Origin of the sequence: Nocardia sp. NPDC127579 (assembly GCF_042672005.1) — a bacterium.
Taxonomy (GTDB): domain Bacteria; phylum Actinomycetota; class Actinomycetes; order Mycobacteriales; family Mycobacteriaceae; genus Nocardia.
Map to the genome: position 1 here is coordinate 645,031 of NZ_JBHXVZ010000002.1, position 11,576 is coordinate 656,606.

An 11,576-nucleotide genomic window follows, 5' to 3' on the forward strand; every position below is an offset into this window, starting at 1 on the left:
GTTAGTCGAAGGAGTCCTGCTCGAAGGTGTGGTGCAGGGCCTCGAGCACATTCGGAGCCAGGTTCGGATAGGTGCGCAGATCCAGTGCCGGGAAGCTCTCGTCCTCCTCGGGCGCGAGCTGCAACAGCGCCAGCGACATTCCCTCACGCAGCACACCCGCGAACAGGCGGGCGGCGCGGCGTTCGGGGTGCGCCCGCGCGGCGGCAGCGGCGGCGGCGTCGGCCGCCTCGTGGTCGGCGAGCAGCGGGCCGAGCGCGTCGTCCAGGGTGCTCTCCGCGGTGGGCGGCAGTACCACGATCTCCTGCACCAGCACGCAGCCTTTGACGGCGGGCGGCCAGGTGGTGGTGGCGAGGAATTCGTCGAGCGCCATGGATCCGCCGGTGATGTCGTCCGGGAAGGCTTCCTGGGCAATGGGAGTCAGTTCGTTGCCCTGATCCAGCTGGTCGAGCAGGCCGGGTTCGGCGGCGACCAGGTCGGCGGTGGGCACCAGCGCGAACATCTGCGGTGGGCGCCCCCACCCCTCGGCGTCGGCGAATTCCGCTACTTCGCGCACGGCGCGGGACAGAACGAGTTCGGCGTGCAGGTCTGCGGTCACCGAAACATCCTCGCATCACTTATCCGGACTCGGGCCGGGACACCGCAGGAGACCGGTGGGCACCATTCGGTGTCCGTTTCCGTAGAGTGGTCGCGAGACGGTCAGCACATGTGGACCGCTGGAACATTCGGACTGCGGCGCCTTCCGGAGACGGGTGCGGGCGCCGCCGGATCTTGGAGCGTGGCATCGTGGGCATGCGGCCCCCAACCAGCTTGTCGTTGTCCCGCCGCAGCCGAGTGCTGCTGGTGGCGGCCATCGTTCTGGCGGCGCTTCTGCTGCTCGGACCGCGGCTGACCGACACGTACACCAATTGGCTGTGGTTCGGCGAAGTCGGCTATCGCAGCGTCTACCTCACCGTATTGCGCAGTCGCGTCATTCTTTTCGTGGCGATCGGCCTGTTCGTCGGTCTGGTGGTCTGGCTGGCGCTGCTGCTGGCCTATCGGACCAGGCCGGTATTCGTGCCGGTGGCCGGGCCCAACGATCCGATCGCGCGCTACCGCACCACGGTGATGGGCCGGCTGCGGCTGTTCGGTGTCGGTATCCCGGTGCTGCTCGGCCTGCTGTCCGGGCTGGTGGCGCAGTCGAATTGGGTGACGCTGCAACTGTTCCTCAACGGTGGTGACTTCAACCAGCAGGATCCGGAGTTCCATCTCGACATCGGCTTCTACGCCTTCGACCTGCCGTTCTATCGCATGGTGCTGAACTGGCTGTTCGTCGCGGTCGTGATCGCGTTCTTCGCCAGCCTGGTCACCCACTACGTCTTCGGCGGTCTGCGGCTCAGTGGCCGCGAGGGCGTGCTGACCCGGCCGGCCCGGATCCAGCTGGCGGTCATCGCCGGAATCTTCGTGCTGCTCAAGGCCGCCGCCTACTGGTTCGACCGCTATGAGCTGCTCTCCAGCAATCGTAAGGCGCCGACCTTCCAGGGGGCGACGGCCACCGATATCACCGCGGTGCTGCCCGGCAAGCTGATCCTGCTGTCGATCGCGGTGATCTGCGCTATCGCGTTCTTCGCCGGGATCGTGCTGCGCGATCTGCGAGTTCCGGCCATGGCGGCGGCGCTGCTGCTGCTGTCCTCGATCCTGGTCGGCGCGGTGTATCCGCTGATCGTGGAACAGTTCTCGGTGCGCCCGAACGCCGCGGACAAGGAGTCCGAGTACATCGAGCGCAATATCGCCGCCACCCGGCAGGCGTACGGCATCACCAAGGACAAGATCGATTACAAGGACTATCAGGGCGTCAGCAAGAAGAGCCCGCTCGAGGTCCCGGTCGACCACACCACCATCGCCAATGCCCGGTTGCTCGATCCGAACATCCTCTCGCCCACGTTCACCCAGTTGCAGCAGCTGAAGAACTTCTACGGCTTCCCCGAGTCGCTGGACATCGATCGCTACAACCTCAACGGTGACGTGCAGGACTACATCGTTGCCGCGCGCGAACTGAACCCGCAGGCGCTCAGCGGCGGGCAGACGAACTGGATCAACCAGCACACCGTCTACACCCACGGCAACGGGTTCGTCTCCGCGCCGGCCAACCGGGTGAACCACCCGCAGTCGGAGAACACGAGTGTGAATTCGGGTGGGGCCAGCGACAGCGGGTACCCGATCTTCATGGTGAGCGACCTGTTCACCGCGCCGGACAAGCAGCGCATCAAGGTCGACCAGCCTCGCATCTACTTCGGTGAGATGATCGCCCAGTCCAATGCCGATTACGCCATCGTCGGCGGCATCGAGGGGCAGGCTCCGCGCGAATACGATTCGGACACCGCCTCCTACACCTACACCGGCGCCGGTGGCGTGCCCATCGGGAACTGGTTCAACCGCTTGGCTTTCGCCGCCAAGTACGCCGAGCGCAATCTGCTGTTCTCGGAAGCCATCGGCGGCGACTCGAAGATCATCTTCAATCGCGATCCGCGCGACCGCGTGCAGAAGGTCGCGCCATGGCTGACCACCGACGGCAATGCCTACCCCGCCGTGGTCGAGGGCCGGATCAAGTGGATCGTCGACGCCTACACCACGCTCGACAAATACCCGTACGCGCAGACCACCTCGCTGGATGGCGCGGTCGAGGACAGCATCGACAAGAAGACCGGTCGGCTGTTGCCGCGCAAGGAGGTCAGCTACATCCGTAACTCGGTGAAGGCCACCGTCGACGCCTACGACGGCACGGTGACCCTCTACGAAACCGACAGCTCGGATCCGGTTCTGCAGGCGTGGCGTGGCGTGTTCCCCGACGCCGTGAAGGGGGAGAGCGAGATCTCGCCGGAGTTGCGCGCGCACTTCCGCTACCCCGAGGATCTGTTCAAGGTGCAGCGCGAGATGCTCACCAAGTACCACGTCGACAATCCGCGAGAGTTCTTCACCAACAACGCGTTCTGGGCGGTGCCGAACGATCCGACGATCGAGACCCAGGGCGGCTCGGCCAATCAGCCGCCGTACTATGTGCTGCTCGGCGATCCGACCACCGGTAAGCCGGTCTTCAATCTGACCAGCGCCATGGTGGGCTTCGGCAACCGGCAGTTCCTCTCGGCCTATATCTCCGTGCGGTCGGATCCCGATGGCTACGGGAAGTTCACGATTCTGCGTCTGCCCACCGACACCCAGACCCAGGGTCCGCAGCAGACACAGAACCGGATGACCACGGCGGACGAGGTCGCCCGCGAGAAGACGCTGCTGTCGAACTCCAACAAGATCAAGTACGGCAATCTGCTCACGCTGCCGATCGCCGATGGCGGCATCCTCTATGTGGAGCCGTTCTACAACGAACGCAATACCGGTCCGAATACCTCTACCTTCCCGCAGTTGCTGCGCGTTCTGGTGAGCTATCGCGACGAGGCCGGAAGTGTGAAGGTCGGTTACGCCTCGACCTTCGCGGCGGCGCTGAACCAGGTGCTACCGGGAGCGGGCGCACTGGCCACGCCGTTCGGCGGCGATCCGGCCACCCGCCCCAAGGCCGGGGTGCTCCCCCCGGCGCCCGATGCCACCCAGCCGCAACCGGGTCCGAATCAGCCGATCCCCGGCACGGTGACTCCGCCCGCGGGTTCCTCGGCCGCCAAGGAAGCCGCCGCCGCGGAACTGAACCGCAAGATCGAGGCCGTCCGCGCCGCCATGAAGACCGGAAACTTCTCCGACTTCGGCCGCGCACTGGACGATCTGGAAGCCGCCGTCAAGGCTTACCAGGACGCCGGACGGTAGCAACCGGAACAGGATGCGCCACCACGTCCGGTGACGTTGTCCTTCAGTGCAGGAACGGCCTCGCTGATCACCAGTGATCAGCGAGGCCGTTCCTGTTCAACGAATGCGTGTGACCGCTGAGCGCAAGCAGCAGATGCGATGACCGACTTCGGCCGGTTGGCCTCCGACCCGATCGCTACCCGTCGCTACGGCGATCGCGATGGAGTGCCCCTTACCGTCTGGACCCGTCTACGACGACGCGAATGGCTGCTGGCGGTGTGTGTGGCGGATCAACGGTCTGGGCCGTGGCAGTGATCCGTTCGATGGGTTCGGGCTCGGCGAAGATTCGGTGGGGGCGCTGGTGTATGCGTTGTGGGGAGTGGAGTCCCCGCTGACCAGTCCTCGCAACGATCCGCCGGTGACTCTGCACGGTTGCCGCTGTCGGACGAGGACCGAACGATGCTCGACGAGTTACTGCAACCACCCCGCTGAAACAGGGATGCGCCGCCACATCGATGTGGCGGCGCATCCCTGTTTCAGCGGGGCGACTCTGGGGTCACCTCAACCGATCAGCCGTTCCAGTTGTAGTACCACCGGCCGTTGTCGGCACTCTGGAAGCACACCCACTTGCGGTAGTCCTTCTTCAAATCGGGATTCGCGGAGGTCACCGCGATGACGCAGTCGTCATAGCTGCACCAGGAATTGTCGGCCGAGTTGAAGCAGCCCTGCGCGGATGCCGTCCCCGGCGCCACCAGCAACGTTCCGGAGACAGCGGCGGCGATACCGATCGCCCAACGAACCTTAGAACCCATTGTCCCTCCCTTTCGTGATTGAACATCAGCGTCCAAATGCAAGGTATTCCAAGGAGGTTCGGTTCGGCACGGGTGTCCGGCGAGGTTGGCAGGGACCTGGCAGACGGTGCCGACGCAGGAACGGCCTCGCTGATCCCCAGTGATCAGCGAGGCCGTTCCTGTAGTGGCTGGACGGGCCGGGGTCGGCGGCTCGTTCAGCTGGTCTCAGTTGCCGCCCAGCGCATCGATCAGCGGGGCGTGCTGGTCCAGCAGCTGGAGGTAGAGGTCTTTGACTCCGGCCTGCTCGGCGACGGTGGTGCCGACGGTCTTGGCCTGCTCGATGGCGGCCTGCGGGGAGTTCGGGAGCGCAGCCTGCACGTCGGGTGCGGGCGCGGGTTCGGGGGCGGGTTCCGGCTCGAGATCGGAGGAGACGCCCTGCGACAGGTACTGGCCGCAGACCGGCCAGGCACCGACACCCTGGGTGTTCAGCACGTTCTCCGCGACGCGGATCTGCTCGGCCTTGCTGGCATTGTGGGCGTAGCCGGTGCCGCCGTTGGCCGTCCAGGTGGAGTGGCTGAACTGCAGGCCGCCGTAGTAGCCGTTGCCGGTGTTGATACCCCAGTTGCCACCGCTTTCGCACTGGGCGACGCCGTCCCAGTTGTGGGTGGCCGCCGACGCGGTACCGGTGGCGAGTGTGAACGGGACGGCCACCAGGGCGCCGGTCACGGCCGCGAGGCCGAGGGCGCGAGCGTTGATCTTCCGGTTCTCAGACATGTTCGATTCCCTCCCTGTGCCCACCTCCGCGACGCGCTGCGTCGTGGCCCTGTCCCCAGGAGGTCGGGGATCCTCGAACCGCGGGACAGGGTCGCCGGCGTGCGACGGTTCGAGTTCTAGCCCATCCGCAGATTGCCTCCGGGCCGAGCACGACGGTAACGAACAAATCTCGGCAGATCACGTCTTGATAACGTGCGAATTGCATGAAGCGAATAACGCGTTTGTCGGTATTGGCGCAGGTCGCCAATGCTCGATGAACGGATTCTGGACGGTTGGTTATAGCATCACTTTGTGCTGGGCGTCACAGTGCAAATGTGATGCGGGGCACGTTTGAATCGTGGTATCTAGATCGAAAACGCGCGCGCGGTTGTTCGAAATCTCGCAAAACGGGTAATTCGAACCGAAATGCTCACCCTTTAGATTTGCCGAACCTCGGGTGCGAGTCGGCGAGCGCCGCGAGTCGGGATCCGAACCCGGACGGCGAGCGAGGTGGCGAACCGCCTCGGGTGCTCGATCTGCCGAGGTCAACGCGATGTCGGTGAGTCGAAGCGCCACGCCGGCCCGCTGATTTGCAATCCATACGTAGACGTGTGTAATCTGGTGTTTACCGACGCGGGGTGGAGCAGCTCGGTAGCTCGCTGGGCTCATAACCCAGAGGTCGCAGGTTCAAATCCTGTCCCCGCTACAAAGAAAAGGCCCGGAACCACTGGTTCCGGGCCTTTTGTTAGTACCGTAATCCTCCGATGTTCTGAGGAATCCTTCGCCGCCGCCCTCGAGCCGGAACCCGACCCCGACGCTAGCGGCGAGTCGGATCACCGTTGATCACGAATCCACTGCCGGACCGGTCGGTGTCGGTCAGCAGGGATGTCTGCCCTGCCCGTCGGTGGCGATGGTCCAGTACCGGAGGGTGACAGCCGCGTCGCCGAGCGTGCAGGTCTGTATCGGCGGATCCAATTTCGCGGTAGTGCCGCGCGCCACCATGCTCCATTCGCATCCGTCGTCGGTGTGCGCGGTCAGGCGATTGCCGTAATTACTTGTGAGCGCGACGATTCCGGTGTGCGGCGTGGTTCGGTTGGTGCCGGTGTCGGGGTAGGTGTTCGCGCCGGTCCTGGGATTCTGTGCGTCGTAGCCCCACACGCCGGTGAATGCGCGTGCCGCGTCCGGATCCTCCTCGCCGGTGCGGGTGCGCGCGCCGTGGGTGAGGTCGCAGACGAAATCGTTCGGGCCCTGGTGGCTGACAGTTCGGGTCGTCTCGGTCTCGTGCGCGCCGTCGACTCGAACGGTCCACGTGGTGGTGGTGTAGCGCGCGCCCGAGGTCGGGTTGTGGCGGCTGTCAACGCGCGGTGATCACCTATCCTGCGGCCAACTGGCTCCGCGTGCCGATCGAGATCGGAATACGCTGGTACCCACGAAGATTCAGAAGTCCACGGCGCTGTGGGGTGCCGTCCAGGCGCAGGTCGGGGAAACGTTCGTAGAGGGCCCCCAGTGCGATCGCGCCCTCCATCCGGGCCAGGCTGGCGCCGAGGCAGGCGTGGACACCGCTGCTGAACGACAGGTGCTCGCGGGCATTACCGCGGGTGATGTCGAAGGCGTTCGGCTTGTCGAACACCCGCGGGTCGCGGTTCGCCGCGCCGATCAGCAGGGCCACCATCTCGCCCTCGGCAATGCGAATGCCATTGATCTCGATGTCGCGCAAGGCCGTTCGTGAGGTCATCTGGACGGGGCTGTCGTAGCGGAGTATCTCCTCGACGGCCGCGGGCCAGCGGGCGGGCTCCGCCCGCAGCAGCGCGAGCTGGTCGGGGTGCCGGTGCAGCGCCATGACGCCGTTGCCGATCAGATTCACCGTGGTCTCGAACCCGGCGCCCGCGATAAGGGCAGCGCTGTACAGCAATTCGGTATCGGTGAGCTCACCGCCGGTCGCGAGATCGCTGAGGATATTGTCGCCGGGATCGGCGCGCAGCGCCGCGATGTGCTCGGTCATGTAGTCCTGCGCCTCGCGCAGCGCGGCGTTGGCGTCGCGGAAGGTCTGCCACGGGATGCCGATATCGAGCAGCGGTGACCCCGCGTGCCCGACCTCGAGCATGTCGTCGCGCTTCTCGGCGGGGATCCCGAGGATCTCGGAGATGATCGCGATCGGCAGCAGTAGTGCGAAATCACCTATCACATCTGGATTTTCACGCTGTTCCAGCTCATCGAGCAGGTCGGAGGTGACCGCGCCGATCCGGTCCCGTAGCCGGGTCACCGCGCGCGGCGTGAACGCCTGGGCGACCAGCTTGCGGTAACGGGTGTGCTCGGGTGGATCGACCATGAGCATGGCGGGTGGCTCCACCGGGCTGGCCAGCTTCGGATCGGTCGCCCGGATCACCCATTTGACCGGCGCGGGCACATCGAAGGCGGCCGGTGCGGTGGCTCCGAAATCCTTGTGCCGCAGAATGGTTCGACAGATTTCGTGATCCGCCGACACATACGCGTACGGCACGGACAGCAGCCGGCCCCGTGCCCGGATCCGGTCACCGAAGGGGTAGGGGTTCTCCCGCGCCGCCGGATCGGTGAGGTATTGGGCGAGCGGATTGCCGTTCCGCGCCTGTTTTCTGAGCATGATGCCGGGCGCGCCGTTGATGACTGCCCATCGGATCCACATCCGCACTGTCGGCCCCCGCCGGTCGGTCGAGTGCGCCGCGTCACTGTCGGCGCAGCTCAACGCTACGAGCGGCACGCGCGCGCCACATCACACCAGGGGCGGAGAATCCGCTCCTACCGTGGGCGCGGGTCGCCCGGTAATCCCATGTGTTCACGCCAAACCGCGCATGTCGGTGATCGAGAAGGCGCATAATCCCCGTCACAGGCTGGTCGGCGTTACGGAAGGTGGCGACCACCATGGCAGTGGCAGAAGTGCAGGCGGTGCGGCCGTATCCGCGCCGGCTCGGGCCGAAGGGCTCGTACCTGTGGAAGATGATCACCACCACCGACCCCAAGGTGCTCGGTGTCATGTACCTGACCACCGCGATGACGTTCTTCTTCATCGGCGGGCTGCTGGCGCTGCTCATGCGCGCCGAATTGGCCCGTCCCGGTTTACATTTCCTGTCCACCGAGCAGTTCAATCAGTTGTTCACCATGCACGGCACGATCATGCTGCTGTTCTACGCGACCCCGATCCTGTTCGGGTTCGCCAATGTGGTGCTGCCGCTACAGATCGGGGCGCCCGACGTCGCCTTTCCGCGCCTGAACGCCTTAAGCTACTGGCTGTACCTGTTCGGTGCGACCCTGGCTACCGCCGGCTTCCTCACCCCCGGCGGTCCGGCCGACTTCGGCTGGACCGGCTACACCCCGCTCAGCGATATCCAGCACTCGCCCGGCGTGGGCGGTGATCTGTGGATCATGGGCCTGGCGGTCTCCGGCGTCGGCACCATTCTCGGCGGCGTCAATATGATCACCACGGTGATCTGCCTGCGCGCGCCCGGCATGACCATGTTCCGGATGCCGATCTTCACCTGGAACATCCTGGTGACGAGTGTGCTTGTGCTGCTTGCCTTCCCGATTCTCACCGCGGCCCTGATGGGTCTGTTCGCGGATCGGCATCTGGGCGCGCACATCTACGATCCGGCCACCGGTGGTGTGCTGCTCTGGCAGCATCTGTTCTGGTTCTTCGGCCACCCCGAGGTCTATATCGTGGCGCTGCCGTTCTTCGGCATCGTCAGCGAGATCTTCCCGGTATTCAGTCGCAAACCCATATTCGGTTACAGCGCACTGGTTTACGCGACGCTAGCAATCGGTGCGCTGTCGGTGGCCGTGTGGGCGCACCACATGTATGCCACGGGTGCCGTTCTGCTGCCGTTCTTCTCGATGATGACCTTCCTCATCGCCGTTCCGACCGGGGTGAAATTCTTCAACTGGATCTGCACCATGTGGCGCGGACAGCTCACCTTCGAATCGCCCATGCTGTTCTCGCTCGGCTTCTTGGTCACCTTTCTGTTCGGCGGCCTCTCCGGCGTGATTCTCGCTTCGCCGCCACTCGACTTCCATGTCACCGACAGCTATTTCGTGGTCGCGCATTTCCACTACGTGCTGTTCGGCACCATCGTGTTCGCCACCTTCGCCGGCATCTATTTCTGGTTCCCGAAGATGACGGGCCGCATGCTGGACGAGCGCCTGGGCAGATTACATTTCTGGACCACCTTCTTCGGCTTCCACGCCACCTTCCTGGTGCAGCACTGGCTCGGCAACGAGGGCATGCCGCGCCGCTATGCCGACTACTTGCCCGGCGACGGATTCACCACGCTCAATACGATTTCCACGATCGGCGCGTTCCTGCTCGGCGCCTCGATGCTGCCGTTCATCTGGAACGTCTTCAAGAGCTACCGCTACGGCGAGGTCGCGACCGTGGACGACCCCTGGGGCTACGGCAATTCGCTGGAGTGGGCCACCACCTGCCCGCCGCCGCGGCACAACTTCTACGAACTTCCGCGCATCCGATCCGAACGTCCGGCGTTCGATCTGCATTACCCGCACATGATCGAACGCAACCGCGCCGAGGCGCATGTGGGCTGGGGCGCCAAGCAGTGATCCGGCATCGCCCGGCATCGGTTCGCGGCCACGGTGGCCGCGGGCGGCAGTGTGCGTCGCCGTGGCTATGTCATGCCCGCGACCGGATTCCCCTAGCGGAGTAGTTCACTACCCCCGTCACGCCTACAACCAGAGCGTCTTTTCACCTGAGTAATCAGATTGTGAGCACCCCTGTGGATCTCGACCATCGCGGCCACGACCGCGATCATGACCTCGTCCTCGTCCGGCAGCTGTCCAATCCGCCGCTGCGCCGGCTCGTCCGCGCGGCCATCGGCCTCTCCGATGAATCCATCGACCTGCTCACCCGAGTCAGCGAGCGTGTCCGCGCCGCCGAAGGAGCGCTACCGGACCCCGCGATGAACTGAGCGCCGTATTCCGCACGGTAGCGGCCGAATCGGCGGATACTCGAGGCCGAACCGAAGGGGGAGTGCCCACATGTCGACGATCAACGGTCTGCCCGCCCATGTACTGCTGGTGCACGTCATCGTGGTTTTCGTGCCGCTGACCGCGCTGACGCTGGTGCTGTGCGCGGTCTGGCCCGGTGCGCGTCAGCGCCTGATCGGGCCCGCGGTCGTTCTTGCCGTCGTGACCGCGGCGCTGACCCCGGTCGCGATCGCGGCGGGTGAGACGTTCGAAAAGCGGTTCAGCCCTTCGGAATTGCTACAGCAGCACACCGATCTCGGCGGCGCCATGAACTACTTCGTGGCGCCGTTGCTCGTCGCGGCGGCGGCGTTGCTGGTGGTCCAGATCCGGGAGCGGCGGCGAAAGCCGTTGAACCGCCAGATCGTCTGGGTGATCGCCGTGCTCACCATCGTCGTGAGCATCGCCGCCACGGTGCAGATCTACCGGGTCGGTGAGTCGGGTTCGCGGGCGGTGTGGGGTCAGATGACATAGGGAATCAGCGCTTTTCGTTCGGCCGGGTAGTCGGCGAACTTTTCCCGGTACCACTGGTGCGTGGCGAAGGCGCGCGGGACCAGGTTGCCCGCCGTGATCAGGAAGATGACCAGGCCGGCCAGGTTCCAGGTGAGCAGCGCGAATCCGGCCCAGGCCAGCAGTTCGCCGAGATAGGCGGGGCTGGTGACGTAACGGAAGCCGCCGCCGAACGGGATCCGGTATTCGGTCGCGCCGGGATTGTTCTTGTCGCGCAGGTTGCGCACGATCCATTCCGAGCGCACCAGCAGGGTGAATCCGCCCAGGTAGATGACCAGTCCGCCGAGGAAGCGCGGATCGGTCAGCCATTCGGTGCCGTACTGGTTCAGGTAGTCGTGGCTGAAGAACGATCCGTTCAGATAGCCGTGCAGACTGGTGACGAACATGCCCGCGGCCATGACCGAGACATTGAAACTGCTGCGCTTGCCGGGCACCTGCCGGATGGAGAGCGGGAAGAACCAGCCGCGATTGCCGTAGTGCAGCAGCCAGATCGCGGCCAGCACCAACGGTACCGGCTCGAATCGGTTCGGCCCGGTCAGATAGAACACCGCGAACACCACTGTCGCGGGGATCTCCATCAGCCACCAGCCCAGTTTCGGGTTCAGATTGAATCCGACTTTCGTGGAGGCGAAGCGACCGTAGGGGCTCTGTGCGAACAGGCCGCCGACCAGTACGAAGGCGGCGAAGGCGAAGGCGACCGTGAGCACGGTGTCGTAGGTGGTGTTCCCGGTGTACCAGTCCATCGAAATCCTT

General features: G+C 65.0%; 10 protein-coding genes and 1 tRNA gene. 5 read left to right on the top strand and 6 right to left on the bottom strand.

The features are described from left to right. Position 1: 1 nt before the first annotated feature. Positions 2-595 (bottom strand): PPA1309 family protein, encoded by a 594-nt coding sequence (locus ACFVMC_RS10500; RefSeq protein ID WP_379208829.1) that lies wholly within the window; start codon positions 593-595, stop codon positions 2-4. A gap of 188 nt (positions 596-783) precedes the next feature. On the opposite strand from ACFVMC_RS10500, the gene ACFVMC_RS10505 reads away from it, so the two are divergent. Beyond that, on the top strand, positions 784-3,786 hold the full coding sequence (locus ACFVMC_RS10505) for a UPF0182 family protein (protein ID WP_379208831.1): 3,003 nt from the start codon (positions 784-786) through the stop codon (positions 3,784-3,786). A gap of 548 nt (positions 3,787-4,334) precedes the next feature. Here the strand turns inward: ACFVMC_RS10505 and ACFVMC_RS10510 are convergent. Both ACFVMC_RS10510 and ACFVMC_RS10515 read right to left on the bottom strand, forming a co-directional pair. Then, positions 4,335-4,577: a hypothetical protein gene (locus tag ACFVMC_RS10510; RefSeq protein WP_379208832.1), complete on the bottom strand. Its 243-nt coding sequence runs from the start codon at positions 4,575-4,577 to the stop codon at positions 4,335-4,337. A 204-nt stretch (positions 4,578-4,781) separates the two neighbouring features. Next, on the bottom strand, positions 4,782-5,330 hold the full coding sequence (locus ACFVMC_RS10515) for a transglycosylase family protein (RefSeq protein WP_379208834.1): 549 nt from the start codon (positions 5,328-5,330) through the stop codon (positions 4,782-4,784). A 611-nt stretch (positions 5,331-5,941) separates the two neighbouring features. Between ACFVMC_RS10515 and ACFVMC_RS10520 the strand changes: the two genes are divergently transcribed. After that, positions 5,942-6,015 (top strand) — tRNA-Met (locus ACFVMC_RS10520). A 170-nt stretch (positions 6,016-6,185) separates the two neighbouring features. Here ACFVMC_RS10520 and ACFVMC_RS10525 read toward each other — a convergent pair. Next, the gene (locus ACFVMC_RS10525; protein WP_379208836.1) at positions 6,186-6,467 is read right to left on the bottom strand and encodes a hypothetical protein; all 282 of its coding nucleotides are present in this window, start codon (positions 6,465-6,467) and stop codon (positions 6,186-6,188) included. Between the two features lie 214 nt (positions 6,468-6,681). Further along, positions 6,682-7,971: a cytochrome P450 gene (locus tag ACFVMC_RS10530; protein ID WP_379209515.1), complete on the bottom strand. Its 1,290-nt coding sequence runs from the start codon at positions 7,969-7,971 to the stop codon at positions 6,682-6,684. 236 nt (positions 7,972-8,207) lie between these two features. On the opposite strand from ACFVMC_RS10530, the gene ctaD reads away from it, so the two are divergent. The 3 genes from ctaD to ACFVMC_RS10545 all read left to right on the top strand — a co-directional run bounded on the left by ctaD (position 8,208) and on the right by ACFVMC_RS10545 (position 10,787). After that, positions 8,208-9,893: a cytochrome c oxidase subunit I gene (ctaD, locus tag ACFVMC_RS10535; RefSeq protein WP_379208838.1), complete on the top strand. Its 1,686-nt coding sequence runs from the start codon at positions 8,208-8,210 to the stop codon at positions 9,891-9,893. A 161-nt stretch (positions 9,894-10,054) separates the two neighbouring features. Continuing rightward, positions 10,055-10,258, top strand: a complete 204-nt coding sequence (locus tag ACFVMC_RS10540) for a hypothetical protein (protein WP_379208839.1) — start codon at positions 10,055-10,057, stop codon at positions 10,256-10,258. A 70-nt stretch (positions 10,259-10,328) separates the two neighbouring features. Further along, entirely contained in the window at positions 10,329-10,787 is a 459-nt protein-coding gene (locus tag ACFVMC_RS10545) for a DUF2231 domain-containing protein (protein WP_379208841.1), read from the top strand. On the opposite strand, the gene ACFVMC_RS10550 is transcribed toward ACFVMC_RS10545, so the two are convergent. Continuing rightward, the gene (locus ACFVMC_RS10550) at positions 10,775-11,566 is read right to left on the bottom strand and encodes a 3-oxo-5-alpha-steroid 4-dehydrogenase (protein WP_379208843.1); all 792 of its coding nucleotides are present in this window, start codon (positions 11,564-11,566) and stop codon (positions 10,775-10,777) included. The genes ACFVMC_RS10545 and ACFVMC_RS10550 overlap by 13 nt on opposite strands. Positions 11,567-11,576 lie beyond the last annotated feature (10 nt).

Bases quoted from the DNA above. Each gene is read 5' to 3' on its own strand.
- ACFVMC_RS10510 (WP_379208832.1), bottom strand. From the start codon at position 4,577: ATGGGTTCTAAGGTTCGTTGGGCGATCGGTATCGCCGCCGCTGTCTCC.
- ACFVMC_RS10515 (WP_379208834.1), bottom strand. From the start codon at position 5,330: ATGTCTGAGAACCGGAAGATCAACGCTCGCGCCCTCGGCCTCGCGGCC.
- ACFVMC_RS10530 (WP_379209515.1), bottom strand. From the start codon at position 7,971: ATGTGGATCCGATGGGCAGTCATCAACGGCGCGCCCGGCATCATGCTC.
- ctaD (WP_379208838.1), top strand. From the start codon at position 8,208: ATGGCAGTGGCAGAAGTGCAGGCGGTGCGGCCGTATCCGCGCCGGCTC.
- ACFVMC_RS10545 (WP_379208841.1), top strand. From the start codon at position 10,329: ATGTCGACGATCAACGGTCTGCCCGCCCATGTACTGCTGGTGCACGTC.
- ACFVMC_RS10550 (WP_379208843.1), bottom strand. From the start codon at position 11,566: ATGGACTGGTACACCGGGAACACCACCTACGACACCGTGCTCACGGTC.